General features: G+C 75.9%; 17 protein-coding genes and 1 tRNA gene. 1 reads left to right on the top strand and 17 read right to left on the bottom strand.

Annotated features, from left to right (window positions below; all coding sequences use genetic code 11):
• Positions 1–191: 191 nt before the first annotated feature.
• From GD880_RS16040 to GD880_RS15955, 17 genes are all read right to left on the bottom strand, one after another.
• Positions 192–350: a hypothetical protein gene (locus GD880_RS16040; RefSeq protein ID WP_170297287.1), complete on the bottom strand. Its 159-nt coding sequence runs from the start codon at positions 348–350 to the stop codon at positions 192–194.
• Between the two features lie 490 nt (positions 351–840).
• A tRNA-Thr gene (locus GD880_RS16035) sits at positions 841–913 on the bottom strand.
• A 182-nt stretch (positions 914–1,095) separates the two neighbouring features.
• Complete coding sequence (locus GD880_RS16030; RefSeq protein WP_152232616.1) at positions 1,096–2,619, bottom strand: alpha/beta hydrolase; 1,524 nt, start codon at positions 2,617–2,619, stop codon at positions 1,096–1,098.
• A gap of 205 nt (positions 2,620–2,824) precedes the next feature.
• Positions 2,825–3,997 (bottom strand): DNA polymerase III subunit delta', encoded by a 1,173-nt coding sequence (locus tag GD880_RS16025; RefSeq protein ID WP_152232615.1) that lies wholly within the window; start codon positions 3,995–3,997, stop codon positions 2,825–2,827.
• Positions 3,994–4,680: a dTMP kinase gene (gene tmk, locus GD880_RS16020; protein ID WP_226909728.1), complete on the bottom strand. Its 687-nt coding sequence runs from the start codon at positions 4,678–4,680 to the stop codon at positions 3,994–3,996. The genes GD880_RS16025 and tmk overlap by 4 nt, the downstream gene beginning before the upstream one ends.
• 115 nt (positions 4,681–4,795) lie before the next feature.
• Complete coding sequence (locus tag GD880_RS16015; protein ID WP_152232614.1) at positions 4,796–5,824, bottom strand: Gfo/Idh/MocA family protein; 1,029 nt, start codon at positions 5,822–5,824, stop codon at positions 4,796–4,798.
• Positions 5,825–6,127: 303 nt separating this feature from the next.
• Positions 6,128–8,881, bottom strand: a complete 2,754-nt coding sequence (gene topA / locus GD880_RS16010) for a type I DNA topoisomerase (RefSeq protein WP_226909727.1) — start codon at positions 8,879–8,881, stop codon at positions 6,128–6,130.
• 154 nt (positions 8,882–9,035) lie between these two features.
• A complete protein-coding gene (locus tag GD880_RS16005; RefSeq protein ID WP_152232612.1) occupies positions 9,036–9,887 on the bottom strand; it encodes a phosphatase PAP2 family protein in 852 nt (283 codons plus the stop codon).
• A 156-nt stretch (positions 9,888–10,043) separates the two neighbouring features.
• Entirely contained in the window at positions 10,044–11,369 is a 1,326-nt protein-coding gene (locus tag GD880_RS16000; RefSeq protein ID WP_152232611.1) for an FUSC family protein, read from the bottom strand.
• Entirely contained in the window at positions 11,366–12,067 is a 702-nt protein-coding gene (locus GD880_RS15995) for a YqjF family protein (protein WP_152232610.1), read from the bottom strand. Before GD880_RS15995 ends, GD880_RS16000 begins: the two co-directional genes overlap by 4 nt.
• 16 nt (positions 12,068–12,083) lie before the next feature.
• Positions 12,084–12,935 (bottom strand): SDR family oxidoreductase, encoded by an 852-nt coding sequence (locus tag GD880_RS15990; protein WP_152232609.1) that lies wholly within the window; start codon positions 12,933–12,935, stop codon positions 12,084–12,086.
• 84 nt (positions 12,936–13,019) lie between these two features.
• The gene (locus GD880_RS15980) at positions 13,020–13,334 is read right to left on the bottom strand and encodes a hypothetical protein (protein WP_152232607.1); all 315 of its coding nucleotides are present in this window, start codon (positions 13,332–13,334) and stop codon (positions 13,020–13,022) included.
• Between the two features lie 130 nt (positions 13,335–13,464).
• Positions 13,465–15,051, bottom strand: a complete 1,587-nt coding sequence (locus tag GD880_RS15975) for a DUF7059 domain-containing protein (protein WP_152232606.1) — start codon at positions 15,049–15,051, stop codon at positions 13,465–13,467.
• 20 nt (positions 15,052–15,071) lie between these two features.
• A complete protein-coding gene (locus GD880_RS15970) occupies positions 15,072–15,938 on the bottom strand; it encodes an NAD(P)H-hydrate dehydratase (protein ID WP_226909726.1) in 867 nt (288 codons plus the stop codon).
• Positions 15,935–16,669, bottom strand: coding sequence for a histidine phosphatase family protein (locus GD880_RS15965; protein WP_152232604.1), 735 nt, complete (start codon positions 16,667–16,669; stop codon positions 15,935–15,937). The genes GD880_RS15970 and GD880_RS15965 overlap by 4 nt, the downstream gene beginning before the upstream one ends.
• Positions 16,670–16,708: 39 nt before the next feature.
• Positions 16,709–19,024, bottom strand: coding sequence for a sodium-translocating pyrophosphatase (locus tag GD880_RS15960; protein ID WP_152232603.1), 2,316 nt, complete (start codon positions 19,022–19,024; stop codon positions 16,709–16,711).
• 75 nt (positions 19,025–19,099) lie between these two features.
• Positions 19,100–19,513 (bottom strand): STAS domain-containing protein, encoded by a 414-nt coding sequence (locus GD880_RS15955; RefSeq protein ID WP_193314563.1) that lies wholly within the window; start codon positions 19,511–19,513, stop codon positions 19,100–19,102.
• A gap of 190 nt (positions 19,514–19,703) precedes the next feature.
• On the opposite strand from GD880_RS15955, the gene GD880_RS15950 reads away from it, so the two are divergent.
• Complete coding sequence (locus GD880_RS15950; RefSeq protein WP_152232601.1) at positions 19,704–22,169, top strand: DEAD/DEAH box helicase; 2,466 nt, start codon at positions 19,704–19,706, stop codon at positions 22,167–22,169.
• Positions 22,170–22,174: the final 5 nt, after the last annotated feature.

Raw genomic sequence — 22,174 nt, 5'->3', positions numbered from 1 at the left:
CCCCGACCCGCCCCACCCGAAACGGACCCGCCTCGAACAACCCCTCGCCGCTCACTCCCCGATTCTCCCGCCGACAAGCCCATCAATAGCGGACCACCCCTGGCGTGTTACTGACCCACGCTCCTAGGTGGAAAAGACCGACGCTCGATGAAGAATGCCGGCTCGCCGATACTCCGCCGCCCGGGGGGCACCTAGGGCTGGTCGGGAGAGGCGGCCTTTCTGGCGTCCTCCTCCTCGAGGCGCTTGAGCGCCGCCCGTTCATTGCGGTCGGCGTTCACCAGGGCACGGATGACGATGTAGAAGAGAATTCCCACACCGATCGAGGGGAGCAGTGCCACAAGATAGTTCACGCGCACGAGTCTACGTGCCGCCGCGGCAGGCGACGTCCGGCGCATGACGTCCGGCGCGCGACGTCCGGCGCGCGACGTCCGGCGCGCGACGTCCGGCGCGGGGCGGCCACCTCCCGCCAAAGCGGTTTCGTGACACCGCTCACAAAATCGAATTCTGCACCAGACGGTCCGCAATAAGAATGGCTCGCGCGACGGGACCGCCCTGCGACTCTCAGGTTTTGTTCAGGCGAGGCTGGGTGGGCGCCTATTACCGACGGGGTTCGACGCTCAGGGAGGTCGGGGCACATGGGTGACGTGCACGCCCACGGACGACCGCAGGAGGGGGCGTAAATGGCGCCGCAGGAGCCGACCGGGCGGGAAAGGACGACCAGGGAGCCGGGCGGAGAATGCCGAGCCGGACACGGCACGGAGGGGTCGGCCGCCCCGCCGACACCACGGCGGATCCGGGAAACGCCGCGGGGCCCGATCCGATGGACCGGGCCCCGCACTGAGCCGCCTGTGGGAATCGAACCCACGACCTATTCATTACGAGTGAATCGCTCTGCCGACTGAGCTAAGGCGGCGTGCCTCCGGGCAACCCGGGCGCCCGGACCACTGTACCGGGCCGGGCGCGGCTGGGACAAAGCGGGACCACACCGCCCGGGGTGATGTACGGCACGCTCGGCGCGGCGCCGTCGTCCTGTGGCGAGGCGGCCGCCGTGCGGCGGCCGGAACGGTCTCGGACGCCATCGGTCCGGGCTCGGACTCAGCAGGTGAGCCCCTCCTGCGGGTGGGTGCCGTCGATCAGGAAGCTGTCCACCGCGCCGGTGACGCAGGCGTTGGACCGGCCGTAGGCGGTGTGCCCCTCCCCCTCGTAGGTGACGAGGAAGCCGCTGTCGAGCTGCTCGGCCAGGGACTGCGCCCAGGGGTAGGGGGTGGCGGGGTCACCGGTGGTGCCGACGACCATGATGGGGTTCGCGCCCGGTGCGTGGATCGGCGCACGGTCGGCGGCGGGCTGGTCCGGCCACTCGGCGCACAGCACGTCGCCGTAGGCCAGCATCCGACCGAACGTCGGCGAGGCCTGCTCGAGCTCCTTGGCCTGCTCGGTCCACACGTCCGGGTCGCCGGTGGAGCCGAAGTCGGCGCAGTTGATCGCCCAGTTCGCCTCGGTGGACCCGTCGGGGTAGGTGCCGTCGGAGGCGCGGCCGGCCATGAGGTCGGCCAGGTAGAGCAGCATCGACCCGTCGCTCTCGCGCATCGCCTGCGTCAGGGCCTGGGTGAGCACCACCCACTGCCGGTTGTCGTACAGCGGCAGGAGCATCCCCGAGAAGGCCAGGGGCGCCGTCAGCTCGCGCCCGTCGGAGGTGGGCAGCGGGGTGTCCTCGGTGACCTGCAACAGGGTGCGCACCTTCCTGACGCCGTCGTCCACGCTGCCGCTGAGGGGGCAGGCCTGTCCCCCGAGGCAGTCTTCGACGTAGGCATGCAGGGCCTGCTCGAAGGCCTCGGCCTGGCCCAGGGTGGTCTCGTGGGCGCTGAGGGCGGGGTCCATGGCGCCGTCGAGGACGAACCGGCCCACGTGCTTGGGGAACAGGTCGGCATAGGTCGCGCCGAGGTAGGTGCCGTAGGAGTAGCCGAGGTAGTTCAGCTGCTTCTCGCCCAGCACGTGCCGCAGGACGTCCATGTCGCGGGCGGCGGAGGTGGTGTCGACCTCGGTGAGGAGGGCACCGGTGTGCTTCGCGCAGCCCTGGGCGATCTTCTTCGCGTCCGCCGCGTAGTCCGCCACCCCCTGGGGGCTGTCGGTGTCGTACTGGGTGGCGCGGATGCGGTCGAGCTCGGCGTCGCTGACACACTCGACGCGGCTGGACTCTCCGGTGCCGCGGGGGTCGAACCCGACGATGTCGTAGGCGTCGCGCAGGTCCGCGCTGAACATCGTGGTCGCGGAGTCCACGAGCGTGGTGCCCGGGCTGCCAGGGCCACCGGGGTTGACGAGCAGCGAACCGACCCGCTCCCCGTCCCGGGCGCTGAGCAGGCGCTTGACGGCGATGGTGGCGTGCTCGCCGCCGGGGTGGTCGTAGTCGAGCGGGACGGTGACGTCCGCACACTCCAGGTCGCTGCCGCACCGCTCCCAGGCGACGTGCTGGTCGTAGTAGTCGTCGAGCCCGGCCGGAACCTCGCCAGAGGCGGTAACGGGCGAGGAGGCATCCGAACTGCCCTGCGGGGAGCCGGACGCGCAGCCCGCCAGCAGGAGGACGACGGCGAGGATTGCGGGCACGGTGGGGCGGAAGCTCACCCGGCCACGCTACCTGGCACGTCGCGGCGGCCGGCACCGGAGCGGGGGGCGACCCCGGTCACGCCGGGCACGGGCCGCCGGACCGCGCGGCGCCGCTCACGTCGGGCACGGATACCGGACCGGGTGGCGCCGCCTACGCAGGGACCGGGGCGAGACGCCCCGCTCACGCGGTCCCGTCCGTATGTGCCCGGCCGGCACGGACGCCTCAGGCCTGCGGGCGCAGCGCGATCATCATCGCCTCCATCGCCAGCAGCGGGGCGACGTTACCGGCCAGCCGCTCCCGGGCGACGCCGACGGCGTCCATCCGCCGCACCGTCTGCTCGGGGGTCGAGTCGGCGGCGAGGCGGCGCACCTGCTCGGCGGCGTCGGCGTTGACGAGCTCGACGTCGGCACCGAGCTGGACGACCAGGACGTCGCGGTACAGGGCGAGCAGGTCGACCATGGCACGGTCGAGCACGTCGCGCTGGGCGCGGGTGGCCCGCCGCTTCTGGTCCTCCTCGAGCTGCTTGACCTGGGCGCGCAGCGCCGGGGGCAGCCGGGCGCCGGCCTCGGCGCCCAGGGTGCGTAGCAGCGCCGCCTTCTCGGTGGCGTCACGCTCCTCGGTGGCGGCCTTGGCGTCGGCGGCGGAGAGATCGATGAGCTGGGCGGCGGCCAGCACCGCGTCGCCCACGCCGCGAATCGCCGTCGGCACCGCCAGCAGCTGGCGGCGTCGCTCGCGCGCCTCGGGGTCCCGGGCCAGGCGCCGGGCGAGGCCCACGTGCGACTGTGCCACGCGGGCGGCGGTGAGGGCCACCTGCTGGTCGACGCCGTCGCGGCGCACCAGCAGGTCGGCCACGGCGCGCGGGTCGGGCACCCTCAGGTGCACCGCGCGGCAGCGGGAGCGGATGGTGGTGAGCACGTCCTCCGGGCTCGGGGCGCACAGCAGCCAGACGGTGCGCGGCGGGGGTTCCTCGATGGCCTTGAGCAGCACGTTGGAGGTGCGCTCGACCATGCGGTCGGCGTCCTCCATGAGCATGACGCGCCAGTGCCCCTGCGAGGGCGAGCGCTGCGCCTGGGACACCAGCGGGCGGATCTCGTCGATGCTGAAGACGACCTTCTCGGTGCCCACGAGGGCGACGTCGGCGTGCGTGCCGGCCAGCGCCGTCGTGCAGGCCTGGCACCGGCCGCACCCGGGCTCGTCGGGGTCGGTGCACTGCAGCGCCGCCGCGAACGCGCGGGCGGCGACCGAGCGGCCGGAGCCGGGCGGTCCGGTGATGAGCCAGGCGTGCGTCATGGCGCGGGCGGCCGTCTCGTCGGTGGCCGCGCGGGAGGCGTCGACGGCGGCGCGCAGGGTGGCCACGACCTGGTCCTGGCCGACGACCTCGTCCCACACGCTCATGGCCGGCCCCCGGTCTGTGCCCCGGGCAGTGCGGGGGCGGGCAGCAGCGGCGCGAGCCGCTCCCGGACCGCCGCGTGGATGCGCTCGGGCGGCCAGGTGGCGTCGAGGACGAGGTAGCGCTCGGGGTCGGCGGCGGCGAGGGCGAGGTAGTGCTCGCGCACCCGGGTGTGGAACGCGGCGGACTCGCGCTCGATGCGGTCCGGCGCGCCGGTGAGGCGGGCGGCCCCGGCGGCGGGGTCGAGGTCGAGCAGCACCGTCAGGTGCGGGAGGAGCCCCCGGGTGGCCCACAGCGACAGGTCGCGGATCTCCGCAGCGCCGAGGTCGCGGGCGGCGCCCTGGTAGGCGACGGAGGAGTCGATGTAGCGGTCGGTGACGACGACGGCGCCGCGCCCCAGCGCCGGGCGGACGAGCTGGTGGACGTGGTGGGCGCGGTCAGTGGCGTAGAGCAGGGCCTCGGTGCGCGGGTCGACGTCGCCGCCGTGCAGGACCGCCTCGCGCAGCACCCGGCCGAGCTCGGTGCCGCCCGGCTCGCGGGTGAGGACCACCTCGTGCCCGAGCTCGCGCAGCCAGCGGCCCAGCAGCTCTTGCTGGGTGGTCTTGCCCGCGCCGTCGCCGCCCTCGAGCGCGACGAAGCAGCCGCTCGCCGGGGACACGGTGGTGGGGCGCGGGGGCGGGGTGGTCACGAGGTCAGCGTAACCAGCCCCGGTGACACGTCCGCCGGGCCTCCACCGGGCCGCGGGCGGCCCGGCACCACATCGCCGCGAGCGGCCGCTCGTGACGACCGGGGTGCGGCGCGGGCTACTCGCCGGGGTAGATCACGCCGAGCTGGCGGCGGACCTCGTCCATGATCTCCATCACCTCGAGCGTGGCCTGCCAGGGCATGGTCGCGGACTCCTGCCGTCCCTCACCGATGCAGCGGGCCACCTCGGCCGCCTCGAACTCGAAGCCGCCGCCCATCAGGCCGTCGCCCTCCCAGCGCCATGGCTCGCCGCGCAGCGGGGTGACGGTGAAGGCGGTGGGGCGGTAGAACTCCCCCGCCACGTCGACCCGGGCCTCGGTGCCCACCACGGCCGCCGCCGTCGCGCTGCGGGCCCACATGTTCGCCCCGCACACCGCCACGGCCCGGCTCTCGGCGTAGGAGAGGGTGACGGCCTCGTGCGCGTCCACCCCGAGGTCGGTAAGCACCCCGGCCGCCTGCACGGTGGTCGGCGCCCCCAGGAGGCTGTGGGCGAAGGACAGCGGGTAGACGCCGAGGTCGAGCAGGGCCCCGCCGGCCAGCGACGGCGCGACGAGCCGCTCGACGGTGTCGAGCCGCTGGCCGTGGTCGGCGGTGACGGCGAGCACCTCACCGAGCGCGCCGGACGCCGCCAGGGCGCGCAGCGCCACCATGTGCGGGAGGAACCGGGTCCACATGGCCTCCATGACGAACCGGCCCTGGGCCCGCGCCGCGTCGAAGACCTCCCGCGCCTCCGCGGCGTTGCGGGTGAACGCCTTCTCGACGAGCACGTGCTTGCCGGCGGCCAGGGCCAGCAGCGCGTGGTCGCGGTGGAAGCTGTGCGGGGTGGCGACGTAGATGACGTCGACGTCGGGGTCGGCCACGAGCGCCTCGTAGCCGCCGTGGGCGCGCGGCACGCCGTGAGCGGCGGCGAACGCCTCGGCGCGGGCCCGGTCGCGCGAGCCGACGGCGACGACCCGTTGGCGGGTACGGGCCGGGACGTCCCGGGCGAAGGTGGCCGCGATCCCGCCGGCGCCGAGGATGCCCCAACGCAGCGGCGGCGCCTCGGCCGGGTCGGGCGGCACGGGCAACGTCACGGTGGGGGCGGTCATGGCGTCAGGGTACGGGCGAGCCGTCGACGCCCTGCGAGGGCACGGGCGAGCGGCGCACCCGAGCGGCCCGGCGCCGTCCGCCATCGTTGGTGTGACTTCGGCAGGCATTGCCTGCCGAAGTCACACCACAAACAGTGCGCGCGGTCGGGTCCGGACCGGGCAGCGGATGCGCGCGGTCGGGACCGGACCGGCAGCGGATGCAGGCGGCCCGGGCGGCCAGGAACGGACTGAGCGCCGGATGAGGGCGCCCGGCACGGCCAGGACCGGACCGGGCAGCGGATACGGGCGCCCGGCCCGGACCGCCTACTTCTTCGCCGCCGCCTTGGCCTTGGTGGTGGTCGCCTTCGTCGTGGTCTTCTTCGCCGCGGTCTTCCGGGCGGGCTTCTTGGCCGGCCCCTTGGCACGCTTCTCGGCGAGCAGCTCGAAGCCGCGCTCGGGGGTGATCGTCTCGACGTCGTCGTCCTTGCGCAGGGTCGCGTTGGTCGTGCCGTCGGTGACGTACGGGCCGAACCGGCCGTCCTTGACCACCACCGGCTTGCCGCTGGTGGGGTCCTCGCCGAGCTCGCGCAGCGGCGGCTTGGCGGTGGCGCCGCGCCCGCGCTTGGGCTGGGCGTAGATGGCCAGGGCCTCCTCGAGGGTGACGTCGAAGATCTGGTCCTCGGTGGCCAGCGAGCGCGAGTCGGTGCCGCGCTTGAGGTAGGGCCCGTAGCGGCCGTTCTGGGCGGTGATCTCCACCCCGTCCGGGTCGGTGCCGACCACCCGGGGCAGGGACAGCAGCCGCAGCGCGTCCTCGAGGGTGATGGTCTCGAGCTGCATGGACTTGAACAGCGAGGCGGTGCGCGGCTTGGCCTTGGCGGCCTTCTTCCGGGCGGGCTTCTTCCCGTCGGCGGCACCGTTGTCGGCGGCCGCGGCGGCGGCGTCGTCGTCCTCGGGCAGCACCTCGGTGACGTAGGGCCCGAAGCGGCCCACCCGGGCGACGAGGGTGTGCCCGGTGGCGGGGTCGGTGCCGAGCTCGCGGCCGTCGTCGCTCTGGCGCTCGAGCAGCTCACGGGCCTTCTCGACGCTCAGCTCGTCGGGGGCGACGTCGTCGGGCACGCTGGCGCGCCGCTCCTCGCCGTTCTCCCCCGGCGCGGTGAGGTAGGGCCCGTAGCGGCCCACCCGCAGGGTGATCCCGTCGCCGATGTCGATGCTGTTGACGGCGCGGGCGTCGATGTCGCCCAGGCCGTCGACGAGCTCCTTCAGGCCCGGGCTCTCCGCCGCGGCGTCGCCGCGGTAGAAGCGGGAGAGCCAGTCCACCCGGTCCTGGGTGCCCGAGGCGATGCGGTCGAGGTCGTCCTCCATCTCGGCGGTGAAGTCGTAGTCGACCAGCCGGGGCAGGTTGTCCTCGAGCAGGCGCACCACCGAGAACGCCAGCCAGGTCGGCACGAGGGCCTGGCCGCGCCGGTCGACGTAGCCGCGGTCGGTGATGGTCGAGATGGTCGCGGCGTAGGTGGAGGGGCGGCCGATGCCGCGCTCCTCCAGCGCCTTCACCAGGGACGCCTCGGTGTAGCGCGGCGGCGGGGTGGTCTCGTGCCCCTCGGCGCTGACCTGGTCGGTGGCGACCGCGTCGCCCTCCTTCAGCACCGGCAGGCGGGTCTCCTTCTCGGCGCCGCCCTCGTAGCGGTCGGCGTCGCGGCCCTCCTCGTAGGCGGCGAGGAAGCCGCGGAAGGTGATGACGGTGCCCGACGCCGTGAGCTCGGCCCGGCGGGCGCCGTCCTCGAGCGCGGCGGTGGCGGCGACGCGGACGGTGGCCGTCGAGCCGCGGGCGTCGGCCATCTGCGAGGCGACGGTGCGCTTCCAGATGAGCTCGTAGAGGCGGAACTGGGCGCCGCTGAGCTGGTTGGCCACCTGGGCGGGGGTGCGGAAGGCGTCCCCGGCGGGGCGGATCGCCTCGTGGGCCTCCTGCGCACCCTTGGCCTTGGCGCCGTAGAGGCGGGGCTTGTCCGGCACGAACTCGGGGCCGTACAGCTCCGCCGCCTGCCGGCGGGCGGCGGCGATGGCCTGCCCCGACAGCACCGGCGAGTCGGTCCGCATGTAGGTGATGTAGCCGTTCTCGTACAGGCCCTGCGCGGTGCGCATGGTCTCCCGTGCGCTCATGCGCAGCTTGCGGGAGGCCTCCTGCTGGAGGGTGGAGGTGGTGAACGGCGCGGCGGGCCGGCGCGTGTACGGCTTGGTCTCCATGGAGACCACCCGCGCCTCGGCCCGCTCCAGCGCGGCGGCCAGCGCGGTGGCCTCGACCTGGTGCAGGTGGACCACGCCGGCCTTCTCGGCGGCGGACTTGAGCTGCCCGTCGTCGCCGAAGTCCCGGCCGGTGGCCACGCGACGCCCGTCCAGGGTGGTCAGGCGCGCGACGAACTGCCCCCGGTCGTCTTCGGGCCCGCCGGTGAACGTGCCCTTGACGTCCCAGTAGGACGCCGCCCGGAAGGCCATGCGCTCGCGCTCGCGCTCGACGACCATCCGGGTGGCCACGGACTGCACCCGCCCGGCCGAGATGCCCGGCTTGATCTTGCGCCACAGCAGCGGGGAGACCTCGTAGCCGACGAGGCGGTCGAGGATGCGGCGGGTCTCCTGGGCGTCGACGAGGCGGGTGTCCAGGTCGCGGGTGTTCTCCAGCGCCCGGCCGATCGCCTCCTTGGTGATCTCGTGGAACACCATGCGCTTGACCGGCACCTTGGGCTTGAGGACGTCGAGCAGGTGCCAGGCGATGGCCTCGCCCTCGCGGTCCTCGTCCGTGGCGAGGTAGAGCTCGTCGGCGTCCTTGAGGGCCCGCTTGAGCTCGGTGACCTTCTTCTTCTTGTCCGAGTCGACCACGTAGTACGGGTCGAAGTCGCCCTCGACGTCGACGGCGAACTTCCCGTACGGGCCTTTCTTCATCTCCGGCGGGAGCTCGGAGGGCTGCGGGAGGTCGCGGATGTGCCCCACGCTGGCCTCGACCTCGAAGTCGGGCCCGAGATAGCCGCCGATGGTGCGCGCCTTGGCGGGCGACTCGACGATCACGAGCTTGCGGGAGCTGGTCACGCGGACATACCTCACTTCGGTGGGGGACGAACGGCCGTCCGACCCCGGGGTTTCGTGGCGACGGTACAACGTCGCCCCGACAGGTGCGGCGCGGGCCCGTGACGGCGGTGGGGTACGGAGACGACCGCAGGGCCGGCCCGCTCGGCCACGAGCCTCAGCGGCGCGGCCGGGTGCCCACGAGCAGCACGGCGCAGGTGGCGAGGCAGACGACCGCCAGCACGCCCACGCTCGCCCCACCATAGGCGATGAGCATCTGGGACCGGGAGGGGTCGGCGTCGTCGACCCCGCGGGTGAGCAGCAGCGCCCCGGCCGCTACGAGTGCGCCCAGCCCGCCCGCCGCGCCCAGCAGGGCGGTGACGGCACGCACGGGGCCGAGCGGCTCGACCGGCCCGGCCACCGCCTGGGCGAGCAGGGCCCAGGCGAGCACGACGAGCACGGCGGCGACGACGTCGGAGGCGCGGTGCCACCCGTTCGCCATGGTGGCGATACCGGTGCCGCCGGTGTAGGCGGCGCCAAGAAGGGCGACGAACCACCGCGAGCGGCGCGGCGCGACGAGCAGCACGGCGGCAGCCACCGACCCGGCCACCGTGGTGTGCCCGCTGGGCAGGGTGTTCTCCTGGTACCCGTCGGTGAAGCCGAGGTCGGGGCGGGTGAAGAGCTGGTACTTGAGCAGCTGGGTGGTGAGGTTCATCCCGGCGACCATCGCGCCGACCCCGACGGCGAGGCGCCACTGCCGCCGCAGCGCCGCGACCACCGCGGTGACGAGGATGACGAGCACGAGGAAGGGCACGGAGACCACGTCGAGGATCGACTGGGTCACTTCCGACAACCGGCTGCGGCCGATGTGCGAGCCGGTGTAGGCCACCTCGTCGACGTGCTGGCCGGCGGGCGTGGTGACGAAGAACCACCACACCGCGACGACGGCCGCGGCCGCGAGCACGGCGAGTGCGACGGCCACGAGCCGGCGGTCGACGCGGCGCGTCTGGCGAGGAAGCGTCTGGGTCACCGCGACACGGTAACCGTCCGTGGGGCGTCCCGAACGGCGACTGGTCCCGCTCTGCCCGGCGGCGCCGCCGCCGTGGGGCGGCGGCCGGTCCGGGCCGGGGCGGCGGCCGGTCCGGCTCGGGGCCGAGCGGTGGCCGGCCGGACGGCCGCGCGCGCCTCAGCCCGCCGGCCCCGCGCCCGGCGGGTCGGTGGCGGCCGCCAGCGTGCGGCGCAGCGCCACGACGACGCTGGCGGCGACGAAGTGGCCCGGCGCCGCGTTGCGGGCGACCTCGGCGGCGAACGTGTCGAGGGCGTCGTGGGCGGCGGTGACGTCCTCGGTGTGATCCGCGCTGCCCTCGACGTGCGCGAACACCTCCGCGAGGGTGTGCAGCGCCCGCGCGGCCGGCGGGCGCAGCCGCGGCCCCAGCGCGACCTCCTCCAGGTCCGCCCGTTCGGTCTCGGCGACGGTCCCGGTGAGGTCCTCGACCACGAGCGCGGCCCGCTGCAGCGCGGCCGCCATCCGGTCCATCCGGCGGAAGGCCACGTCGTAGCGGCGGCTGCGTCGGTTCCACCGCCGGGCGGCGTCGGCGTCGGCGACGGCGTCGTGCATCGACCGCAGTGGGGGCGCGAGATCCCGCCGCCGCCGGACCCACTCCGCGGCGTCCGGCGGCTCGTCCCGGTCCAGGCCCTCGGCGAGGTCGCGGAGCTGGTCGACGAGCAGGCGCCGCACCCGCTCCGCCGCCAGCTGGGCGGGGGCGAGCGGCAGCGGCGGGAAGACGAAGTTGACGCCCACGCCGATCAGGGCCCCGAGGAGGGTCAGCCCGGTGTAGGCCCCGATGAAGCCCCTCGGGTCGTGCCCGCCGATGACGAGCGTGAACAGGGCCGCGGTGGGCACCCACGAGCCCATGGCGCCGAGCCGCCGCCAGCCGGCGAGCAGCACGCCCAGGGCGACGACGACGGCGACCGACGGCGCCCCGGGTCCCGGCACGAGGGCCCCGATCCCGAAGGCGACCGCGGCGCCCAGGGCGATGCTGGCGACCGCCTGGAGGGACTCGCGCACGGAGCCGACGAGCGTGGAGGTGGTGGCGATGACGGCGCCGAGCGGGGCGTAGTACGGGTAGTCGGCGGTCGGGCCGGGCACCGCCTGGGCGGCCAGCCAGGCGAGCCCGGTCGCCATGGCGGCCCGCGCGGCCAGCGCCAGGCGGGGGTGGCGCGCCCAGGTGCGCCGGACCCAGCCCGGCCGGCGCGACCGCCACGTCTCGCGCGCCGCGCGCGCCTGCCGGGCCGCGTGGGCCCGGCGCGCCGCGGCGGCCTGCTGGGCCGCGGCGCGGGCCTTGCGCGCCGCGGTGGTCTGCCGGGCCGCCGCAGGGCCCTGCGCCGGATCGCCAGCGTGCCCGGACTCGGCGGCGCGCCCGGGTTTGCCGGCGCGGCCGGAATCGCCGGCGTGCCCGGCCGTCTCCCGCCCGGCACGCCGCCCCGGCCGGTCGGCCCTGCCGCCCCTCATGAGGGCCGCGGCGCCCCGACCCGCACGTGGACGCCGGGGCTGAAGTGGACGAGGGGCTCGACCCAGGGGGCGGGCAGCCCGGCGGCGCGGAACAGGTCGCCGGCGGCCACCCGCGCGGTCGCCCGGCGCAGCGGCCAGGGCTCGTGCGCGACCGGCACCCGCCACAGCGCCTGCCCCCGCCAGGTGTAGGCCCACCACCGGTTGGTGAGGAAGCTGGCGAGCGGGTCCGGCTCGACCGGCTCCCCCACCCGGACCGCGGCCCGCATCCCCTCGCCGGCGCCGATCCGGCGCGTGCGGTAGGCGATGCGCGGCGGGCGGGTGGCCACCTCCGCCCGCGCCCACCGGTAGGGCAGCCCGAGGACCCGCAGCGCGAGGACCACGGGCAGCCGGGCGCACTCGAGGGAGAAGAACCAGACCCCGCCGACCCCGTCGGGGCCGCGCACGTAGGTGCGCAGGTTGACCTCGACGAAGTCCGACAGGTGCGGGACGGCGGGCACGTACGGGGCCCGCACGTCGCGCATGGCCAGGGCGGTCAGCCCCACCCAGGCCCGCCCGTCGAAGGTGTCGACCTCCAGCCCGGGCGGGAACTGCTCGGCCACCGCCGAGGCGGGCAGCGCCCAGTGGAGGAACGTGAGGTCGGACCACCGCTGCAGGCTCACCGCCCGGGGCACCCGGTGGTCCGGGCCGCGCCCGGTCATCGCGCCACCGCCGTCGTCAGAAGACCGGCTTGCCGCCGGTGACCCCGAGCACGGTGCCCGAGACGTAGCTCGCCTCGTCGCTGGCGAGGTACACGTACGCGGTGGCGACCTCGACGGGCTGCCCGGGCCGGCCGAGCGGGGTGTCCGAGCCGAAGCCCTCGACCTTCTCCCCGGGGAAGGTGGTCGGGATCAGCGGCGTCCAGATCGGGCCCGGGGCGACGGCGTTGACGCGGATGCCCTGCGGGCCGAGCTCGGCGGCGAGGTTGACGGTGAGGTTGTTGAGCGCGGCCTTGGTCGCGGCGTAGTCCAGCAGCGGCTGGGAGGGCTGGAAGGCCTGGATCGAGGTGGTGATGGTGATCGTGGAGCCCGGCCGGAGGTGGGGGACGGCGGCCTTCGCCACCCAGAAGGTCGCGAAGACGTTGGTGGAGAAGGTGCGCTCGATCTGCCCGTCGGGGAAGTCCTCCAGGGACTGGTGGGCCATCTGGAAGCCGGCGTTGCTCACCACCGTGTCCAGGCCGCCGAGGCCCTCGACCGCCTGGCGCACGGCCTGCTCGGCGGCCTCCTGCGTGCGCAGGTCGGCGGGCACGCGCACGCAGGTGCGGCCGGCGGCCTCGACCTGCTTCGTGGTCTCCTCGGCGTCGGCCTGCTCCTCGGGCAGGTACACGATGGCGACGTCGGCGCCCTCCTTGGCGAAGGCGATCGCGGTGGCGCGGCCGATGCCGGAGTCGCCGCCGGTGATCAGCGCCTTCTTGCCGACGAGGCGGTCACGGCCGGTGTAGCTGGACTCGCCGTGGTCCGGGGCCGGCGTCATGTCCTTCGTGGTGCCGGGCCACTGCTGCTGCTGGGCGGGAATCTGATCGTTGGCCATGGGCCCATCGTGGGGGCGGGCCCCACCGGCCGCATCCCGGACCTGCGGCGGCGCCCGGGTATGGGCCGCCCGGTGCGCGAGTGGTCAGGCGGCGGCGCCGTCGAGCACGACGGCGTGCCCGCCGGCCGTGGCCAGCGCCCGGCGGGCGCCGTCGTCCGCCCCGACGCACAGCAGGCAGCCGCCGCGGCGCTCCAGGCCGTGCGCGGCGTCGTCGATCACCGCCGCGGCCGCGGGGCTGCGCAGGGCCGCGGCCTCCAGGTCGACCACCACGAGCGAGGCTGACGCGGCCAGCGCGCCGAGCACGTCCCGCAGGCGGTCGGTGTCGTCGCGGTCGATGATCCCGGCCGGCCGCAGCGTCGCGGTGAGCCAGCTGTCCGCCTGCGTCGCGGTGTCGAGCATGTCGTCCCCTCCTCCGGCCGGGGTCCCGGCCACGAGAGCCACGGTGCCCCGCGAGGCTGGGACCGGGCTGGGAGGCGACGCGGTCGCGGCGGTGCCGGCTCGCCGGCGCCTCACCCGCCCGGCGCCGCGGTCACGGCGCCGGGCGCAGGAACCCGTCGAGCAGCAGCTCCCGGGCGGCCGGGAGCACCTCGGCGGCCACCGCGTCCGCGGGCACCTCGAGCAGCGCGGCGAGCCCGGCGACGATCTGTCCCAGGGTGAGCTCGCCGTCGCAGGCGCCCACCGCCCCCGCCACCACGGTCCCGGGGCGCACCACCCGGCCGAGCCCGCCGCCCTGGCGCAGCTGCAGCACCTGGGGATCGGCCGCGCCGGGGGCGAGATAGCGCTCCTCGGTGACGTCCGGCGCGACGACGAGCCGCCGCTGGGCCAGCGCGGCGAGGCCCGCCGGCCTGCCCGCTCCGTCCGCCTCCAGGTCGGCGAGCCAGGCCCGCGCGGCCAGCACCTCGGCGACGTGGGGGCCGAGCGGCCCCTGGACCGGCCCGGTGACCTCCTCGACCCGGTGCCAGGGCGCCCGGGGCGCGGCGGGCCGGTGGAGGACGACGTAGCCGAAGCCGATCCCCGCGACCCCGCGGGCCTCGAAGTCGCCGAGCCAGGCCGCGTACGCCGCCTCGTAGGCGTCGCGGTCGAGCTCGGGGCGCAGCCCGCCGTCGCGCAGCCACAGCTCGGCGTACTCGGCCGGGTCCTGCACCTCGCGCTGGACCACCCAGCCGTCCAGCCCGGAGGCCTCCAGCCAGCCGCTGACCCGCTCCTGCCAGGCCTGCCCGGCGTGGTGCTCCCAGTTGCCCAGCAGCTGGGCGACCCCGCCGGGGGCGAGGTGCGCGCCGACGCCGGTGACGAGGTCGCGCACCAGCAGGTCCCCGCCCCGGCCGGCGTCGCGGTACTCCATGAGCGGCAGGCCGGCGTCGTAGGCGGCGGCCGGGGTGATGACGAAGGGCGGGTTGGACACGACCAGGTCGAAGACCTCCGCGGCGACCGGCTCGAGCAGGGAGCCGCGGCGCAGGTCGAACGCGGTCCCGGCGAGGGCCGCGTTGAACGCGGCGAAGCCCAGCGCGCGCGCGGAGACGTCGGTGGCGACCACGTGCTCGCTGTGCCGGGCGGCGTGCAGGGCCTGCACGCCGCAGCCGGTGCCGAGATCGAGGACGCGGGGGCGCGCGTCCCGCACGGTGAGCTGGGCCAGGGTGAGGGACGCCCCGCCGATGCCCAGCACGTGGTCGGCGGTCAGCGGCGCCCCGGTCTCGACCTCGCCGAGGTCGGAGGCGACCCACCAGTGCGCCGCGCCTGCGGCGTCGGTGGCGCCGTAGGGGCGCAGGTCCACCAGCGCCCGCACGGCGTCGTCCGGCGCCGCGCCGGCGGCCGCGGCCAGGCCGAGGGCCTGCGCGCCGGCGGCCCCCGACCCGGGCAGGGCGGCGGCCAGGTCGGCGGCGGTGACCTCGTCGCCGAGCATGAACAGCCGTACGAGCGTGGCCACCGGCGCGTCGGCCGCCCGGGCCAGGCGCAGGGCCGGGACGCGCTGCTCGCGGTGCAGCGCGGCACCGGCGACGTCCCCCAGCAGCGCGGCGACGCCGTCGACGGTGAACCCCGCCGCGGCGAGGTCGGCGCGCAGGGTGGCGACCTGCGCCGCGGTGCCGGTGGGTGGGGCGGGGCTCGTAGGGGTGGTCATGGTGATGAGACTAGAGAGCCTCACACGGTGAGCTCGTGCAGCAGCCGGGGCAGCTCGGGGACGAGCTCGCGGGCGAGGAAGCCGACCTTGCCCACGCTGGCCGTGAGGGAGTCACCCGCGCTGGCGTGCAGGTGCGTGGCCCACACGGCCGCCTGCGAGCGGTCCGCGCCGCGCGCGAGCAGCCCGGTCAGCGCCCCGGCGAGGACGTCGCCGCTGCCCGAGGTGCCCAGGCCGGTGTGCCCGGTGCTCACCCGCCACGTGCGCGACCCGTCCGTGACCAGGCCGTGGCTGCTCACCACGGCGCCGTAGCGGCGGGCGACCTCCCGGGCCGCGTCGACGGCGTCGGCCTCCGCGACGTCCGCGGCGTCGAGGAGCCGGGCCACCTCGGCCAGGTTCGGCGTGAGCACCAGCCGCCCGGCCAGGCCTGCCCGCGCGCCGTTCAGGCCGGGCAGCACGCCGAGCGCGAAGGCGTCCAGCACCACCGGGACCCCGGCTGGCAGGTGGGGCACGAGGCCCTGCACCAGCGCGCCGGTGCCGTCCGGCTCGCCCAGCCCGGGCCCGACGAGCACCGCGTTGGCCCGCTCGAGGTCGGGGGCCAACGCCGCCGCGTCGCTGCCCCGGACGTCCCCGGCGTCGTCCTCCGCCAGGCCACGCACCCCGGCCTCGGGCACCGCCACCGCCAGGGACCCGGCGACCGACCGGGCCACCGCCAGGGTCAGCCGGCCGGCGCCGACCCGCAGGGCCGCCTCGCCGGCGAGGCGCACCGCGCCGGGGGTCGCCCGGGCGCCGCCCGCGACGAGGACCTGCCCGCGGCCGTACTTGCTGCCGCGCGGCTCCGGGAGCGGCCACTCGCGCAGCAGCGCCGGGGTGATCGGGGTGGCGCTCACGCGGGCCCCCGCTCCCCCACGGCGGGCTCGGTGGTGACCCGGGTGCCGGCCTGCGTGAGGTGCTCGTCGACGTTGTAGGCGTCCAGGCGCCATTCGTCGCCGACGGCCACCAGGCGGGTGACCGCCCCGTTGCGGACCCCCTCGGAGGCGGCGATGGCGAGGATCTCGGCCTCGTCGAGCCGCTCGCAGACGTACCGGAAGAGGAGGACGACGGCGTCGTGGGCGGTGATGAGGACGCGCTCGGCGCGGTCCTGGCGGGCGAGGTCGGCGAGGACCGAGCGCACGCGCAGGGCGACGTCGGCCCACGACTCACCGCCCGCGGGCCGGTGGTAGAACTTCCCGAGCCACCGGCGCCGCTCCGCCTCCTCGGGGTAGCGGGCGCGGACCCCGGCGGCCGTGAGGGTGTCGGTGATGCCCAGGTCGCGGTCGCGCAGCCGCTCGTCGAGCAGGAGCGGCAGGTCGAGGCCGGCCTCGGCCAGCGCGACGCGCGCCGTGTCGCTGGCGCGGCGGTACGGCGAGGACCACACCGCCTGCGGCCGGTCCGGCTCCGGCAGGGCGGCGAGCCAGGCCCCGAGCGCGCGCGCCTGGGCCAGCCCGTTCTCGGACAGCTCGACGTCCGCGTCGCGGGCCGGCACGTCGATCCGCTCGGCGCCGAGCGCCTCGGCCTGGGCGGCCGCGACGTTGGCGGCGCTCTCGCCGTGCCGCACGAGGAGGAGTTCCGTTGCACCCATGGGCCGAACCTACGGTTCGCCCAGGCGGCGGGCCACCGCTCAGTGCGACCCGGCGGCCGCCTCCTGGCGCGAGCCGTTGCGCTCCCCGCCGATCTCCTCGCGCGCGGCCCGGACCCGGGACAGCACGATGGCGCCGCCGGCGATCGCCGCCGCCACCACCGCGATGCCGATGCGCAGCGCGTGGCTGGCGCCCGCCGGCGCGGTGAGCTGGACGACGGCCGGGGCGATGAGCAGCGAGACGAGGTTCATCACCTTGATCAGCGGGTTGACCGCCGGGCCGGCGGTGTCCTTGAACGGGTCGCCCACCGTGTCGCCGATGACCGTGGCGGCGTGCGCCTCCGAGCCCTTGCCGCCGAAGTGGCCGTCCTCGACGATCTTCTTGGCGTTGTCCCAGGCGCCGCCGGAGTTCGCGAGGAACACGGCCATGAGCACCCCGGTGGCGATCGCGCCGGCGAGGAAGCCGGCGAGCGGGCCGACGCCGAGACCGAAGCCGACCGCGATGGGCGCCGAGGCGGCCAGCAGGCCGGGGGTGGCCAGCTCGCGCAGCGAGTCGCGAGTGCAGATGTCCACGACCTTGCCGTACTCCGGCCGGGTCTCCCCGGTCATGATCCCGGGGTGCTCGCGGAACTGGCGGCGCACCTCGAACACGATCGCCCCGGCGGCCCGGGTGACGGCGTCGATGGCCAGCCCGGAGAAGAGGAACACGGTCGCCCCGCCCAGGATCACGCCGACCAGGGTGATCGGGGAGATGATCTCGTAGTCCATCATCGCCCCGACCAGCCCGCCGGCCGCCGCGGCGCCGGCGTCGGTGACCTGGGCGAGGGCCACCCGCACGGCGTCGGAGTAGGAGCCGAACAGCGCGGTGGCGGCCAGGACGGCGGTGGCGATCGCGATGCCCTTGGTCACGGCCTTGGTCGTGTTGCCCACGGCGTCGAGGTCGGTGAGCACCTGCGCGCCGGCGTCGTCGACGTCGCCGGACATCTCGGCGATGCCCTGGGCGTTGTCGCTGACCGGGCCGAAGGTGTCCATGGCGACGATGACCCCGACGGTGGTCAGCAGGCCGCAGCCGGCGAGGGCCACGAGGAACAGCGCCAGCCCGATCGACCCGCCGGAGAGGAGGAACACCCCGCAGATCGCGGCGGCGATGATGCCGGCGGTGAACACGGCGGACTGGAAGCCCACCCCGATGCCGGAGAGGACCACGGTAGCCGCGCCGGTGCGGGAGGTGGCGGCCACGTGCCGCGTCGGCCGGGAGGTGGTGCCGGTGAAGTAGCCGGTCAGCCACAGGATGATGCCGGCCAGCAGCACGCCGATGAGCACCGCCAGGGAGACGATGAGCCGGGGGTCGCCGGCGTGCCCGGCCAGCTCCTGGCTCACGCCCGGGACCGCGCCGAACGTGGCGGGCAGGTAGACGTAGGCGGCGACGGCGGCGAGGACGACGCCGGCGAGGGCGGCGACGTAGAAGCCGCGGTTGATCGCCCGCAGCCCGGACTCGTCGCCGCGCACCCGGGTGATGAACACCCCGAGCACGGCGACCAGCGCGCCGACGGCGGTGATGAGCAGGGGCAGCACCAGGCCCTGCTCGCCCAGGGCGGCGGTGCCCAGGATGAGGGAGGCGACCAGGGTGACGGCGTAGGACTCGAACAGGTCCGCCGCCATGCCGGCGCAGTCGCCGACGTTGTCGCCGACGTTGTCGGCGATGGTGGCCGCGTTGCGCGGGTCGTCCTCGGGGATGCCCTGCTCGACCTTGCCCACCAGGTCCGCACCGACGTCGGCGGCCTTGGTGAAGATCCCGCCGCCGACCCGCATGAACATCGCGAGCAGCGCGGCGCCGAAGCCGAAGCCCTCCAGCACCGCCGGCGCGTCGGCGCGGTAGATGAGCACCACGCCCGCCGCGCCGAGCAGCCCCAGGCCCACCACCGACATCCCGACGACGCCGCCGGTGCGGAAGGCGATCTGCGCCCCCTCCGCCCGCCCGCCCTGGCGGTTGGCCGCGGCGGCGACGCGGACGTTGGCGCGCACCGCGAGCGACATGCCGAGGTAGCCGATGGAGGCGGAGAAGCCCGCACCGAAGAGGAACGCGATGGCCCGCCCGATCTTGACCTCCGCGCCGCCGGGCAGCAGGAACAGCAGCGCGAAGACGACGACGGCGAAGACCGCCAGAGTCCGGAACTGGCGGTTGAGGTAGGCCGACGCCCCCTCCTGCACCGCCCGGGCGATCTCCCGCATCCGTGGGGTGCCCTGGTCCGCGGCCAGCACCTGCCGTCGCAGCACGACCGCGATGACCAGTGCCGCAACGGCGATGACGCCGATGGCGCCGACGATGATCAGGCTTGAGGTCCCCATCTCCAGCATCCGCCCTCCTCGGCAGCGTGCGACCGCGGGCTTCACCGCCCCCGGTGCCAGGTTGCTGGGAGCCTACTCGCCGCGTCAACGCCCCGGCGCGTGAATGGGAGGCGCAGCGACCGCATCTCGGTGCTGGGACGCGACGGTCCGGGTGAGCGGCAGGAGCGAGGCGAGGGCGTCGTGGAGGGAGCGGTGCAGGTCCACCCCCTCGGCCATGCCGGTGAGCCCGAAGACGTCGCGGATCCGTTCGGCCACGGCGACGACGAGCACGGTGGTCTCCACCGCGACGCTGGCCGCGCGCTTGCGCACGACGACGTGGACCCCGGTGGAGTCGATGAACGTCAGGCCGCCGAGGTCCACCACGACCGCCGGCGGGTGGGTGTCCAGCGCCAGCTCGAGCTCGGCGGAGAGGTGCTCGGCCGACTCGCCGTCCAGCTCGCCGCGGCAGCTCACCACCGCGACGCTGTCGACCTCGTGCCGGCGCACGGACAGGTTCATCGCCCGCCCCCCTCCAGTTGCGCGATCGCCCCTCGGGGGCTGGCACGTGCGCCTCATCGTGTCACGGGCCCCCCTGACGGCCAGCCCCCCGACCGGGGGAGTTGTGCCCGTGGCAGGTCAGTGCCACCCGGCCCGCCCGGTCTCCGGCGGCCCGTCGGCCGCTGTCGGCGTGGTGGCGCACACTGGGACGGTGCCCGCACCCGACCTCGTCCAGCTGCTGCGCGCCGCCGGCGCGCGCGACGGGCGGCTCGTCCACCTCGAGCAGCTGCCCGCCCGGCCGGGCCGCACCGGCGACTGGCCCGCCTGGGCCGACCCCGACGTCGTCGCCGGCTACCGCCGCATGGGGGTCACCGCGCCGTGGCTGCACCAGGTGGCCGCCGCCGAGGCCGCCTGGGCCGGGCGGCACACCGTGGTCGCCACCGGCACCGGCTCGGGCAAGTCGCTCGCCGCGTGGCTGCCGGTCCTCTCCGCCGTGCGCGAGGGCGCCGCGCAGGCGGCCAGCCCGGCCGCAGGCAGCATCGGCACCTACAACCGCCGCCCCACCACCCTGTACCTCTCCCCCACCAAGGCCCTGGCCGCCGACCAGCTCGCGGGCCTGCACCGTCTCCTCGACGCCGCCGCGCTGCGCAGCGTGCGGGTGACCACGTGCGACGGCGACACCCCGCTGACCGAGCGGGACTGGGCCCGCGACCACGCCGACGTCGTCCTGTCCAACCCCGACTTCCTCCACTTCTCCCTGCTGCCGAACCACCGCCGCTGGCAGCGGCTGCTGCGCGGGCTGCGCTACGTCGTCGTCGACGAGTGCCACGCCTATCGCGGGGTCCTCGGCGCCCACGTGGCCCTGGTGCTGCGCCGGCTGCTGCGCCTGGCCGCGCACTACGGCGCTCGCCCCAGCGTCATCTGCGCCTCGGCCACCACCGCCGAGCCCGCCCTCACCGCCGCCCGGCTGGTCGGGGTGGCCCCCGAGGAGGTCGTGGCCGTCACCGACGACGCCGCGCCGGCCGGGCGGCGCAGCATCGCCCTGTGGCAGCCCGCGCTGGCCACCGGGTGGGCCGCGTCCTGGCCGGGCGAGGGGGTGGACCTGACGGCCGCGGACGCCGAGGGCGAGGCCCTCGAGGACGGCCCGCGGCGCAGCGCCACCTCCGAGGCCGCCGACCTGCTCGCGGACCTCGTCTCCGCCGGGGCGCGGGCGCTGGTGTTCGTCCGCTCGCGCTACGGCGCGGAGGTCATCGCCGAGCAGACCCGCCGCCACCTGCGCGAGGTCGACCCCGACCTCGCCGCCCGGGTGGCCGCCTACCGCGGCGGGTACCTGCCCGAGGAGCGGCGCGAGCTCGAGCGGGCGCTGCGCGGCGGCGAGCTGCGCGCGCTGGCCACGACCAACGCCCTCGAGCTAGGCGTGGACGTCGCCGGGCTGGACGCCGTCGTCATCGCCGGCTGGCCCGGCACCCGGGTGTCCCTGTGGCAGCAGGCGGGGCGGGCCGGGCGGGCCGGCACCGAGGGGGTCGCGGTGCTCGTCGCCAGCGACGACCCGCTGGACGGCTTCCTCGTCCACCACCCCGAGGCGATCTTCGACGCCGGGGTGGAGGCCACGACCTTCGACCCGGCCAACCCGTACGTGCTCGCCCCGCACCTGTGCGCCGCCGCCTCCGAGGCGCCGCTGACGACGGCGGACCTGGCCCTGTTCGGGCTGCCGGACGCGACCCTGCCCGAGGAGCTCGTGCGCCGGGGCCTGCTGCGCCGGCGCCCCAACGGATGGTTCTGGAACTTCGCCCGGCCCGAGCGCGCCCAGGACCTCACCGACCTGCGCGGCGGCCACGCGCCGCCGGTGCAGGTGGTCGAGCTGGGCACCGGGTCGGTCCTGGGCACCGTCGACGGCGCCCGCGCCGACGCGACCGTCTTTCCCGGCGCCGTCTACGTCCACCAGGGCCGCACGTTCGTCGTCGACGCGCTCGAGGACGAGGTGGCCCTCGTCCACGCCGACCCCGACGTCGCCCACCGCACCAAGGCCCGCTCGAGCGCCTCGGTGCGGATCATCGGCACGCGGGCTGAAGAGGAGTGGCGCGCGGGGGACGCCGAGGTGCTGTGGTCCTTCGGCGACGTGGAGGTGACCAGCCAGGTCACCGGTTACGACAAGCGCCGGGTGCCCGGCCTGGACATCGTCGGCTCCTACCCCCTGGACATGCCTGAGCGGGTGCTGCCCACCACTGCCGTGTGGTGGACGCTCTCCGCGGAGGCGTGCGAGGCCGCCGGGGTGGGCAAGGACGCGCTGCCCGGGGCGCTGCACGCCGCGGAGCACGCCTCCATCGGCCTGCTGCCGCTGCTGGCCACGTGCGACCGGTGGGACATCGGTGGCCTCTCGACGGCGGTGCACCCGCAGACCGGGCAGCCGACGGTGTTCGTCCACGACGGGTATCCCGGCGGGGCCGGCTTCGCCGAGCGGGGCTACCGGGCGGCCGGGCGCTGGCTGCGGGCCACCCTGGACGCCATCACCGCCTGCGGCTGCCAGGACGGCTGCCCCAGCTGCGTGCAGTCGCCCAAGTGCGGCAACGGCAACTCCCCGCTGGACAAGCAGGGGGCCGTGCGGCTGCTGCGGCTGCTGCTGCGCGCCGCCCCGCAGGCCCGTCCGGCCGAGGTGGGGATGGCGCCGGCGCGCTGAGCTCA

It is taken from the genome of Georgenia ruanii (assembly GCF_009193175.1).
In the GTDB taxonomy this organism is placed as follows: domain Bacteria; phylum Actinomycetota; class Actinomycetes; order Actinomycetales; family Actinomycetaceae; genus Georgenia; species Georgenia ruanii.
Note: the sequence above shows the minus strand (reverse complement) of the source record. Positions and strands in the feature narration are given on the sequence as shown.

Bases quoted from the DNA above. Each gene is read 5' to 3' on its own strand.
- GD880_RS16025 (WP_152232615.1), bottom strand. From the start codon at position 3,997: ATGAGCGTGTGGGACGAGGTCGTCGGCCAGGACCAGGTCGTGGCCACC.
- GD880_RS16015 (WP_152232614.1), bottom strand. From the start codon at position 5,824: ATGACCGCCCCCACCGTGACGTTGCCCGTGCCGCCCGACCCGGCCGAG.
- GD880_RS16000 (WP_152232611.1), bottom strand. From the start codon at position 11,369: ATGAGGGGCGGCAGGGCCGACCGGCCGGGGCGGCGTGCCGGGCGGGAG.
- GD880_RS15995 (WP_152232610.1), bottom strand. From the start codon at position 12,067: ATGACCGGGCGCGGCCCGGACCACCGGGTGCCCCGGGCGGTGAGCCTG.
- GD880_RS15990 (WP_152232609.1), bottom strand. From the start codon at position 12,935: ATGGCCAACGATCAGATTCCCGCCCAGCAGCAGCAGTGGCCCGGCACC.
- GD880_RS15980 (WP_152232607.1), bottom strand. From the start codon at position 13,334: ATGCTCGACACCGCGACGCAGGCGGACAGCTGGCTCACCGCGACGCTG.
- GD880_RS15975 (WP_152232606.1), bottom strand. From the start codon at position 15,051: ATGACCACCCCTACGAGCCCCGCCCCACCCACCGGCACCGCGGCGCAG.
- GD880_RS15965 (WP_152232604.1), bottom strand. From the start codon at position 16,669: ATGGGTGCAACGGAACTCCTCCTCGTGCGGCACGGCGAGAGCGCCGCC.
- GD880_RS15960 (WP_152232603.1), bottom strand. From the start codon at position 19,024: ATGCTGGAGATGGGGACCTCAAGCCTGATCATCGTCGGCGCCATCGGC.
- GD880_RS15955 (WP_193314563.1), bottom strand. From the start codon at position 19,513: ATGAACCTGTCCGTGCGCCGGCACGAGGTCGACAGCGTCGCGGTGGTG.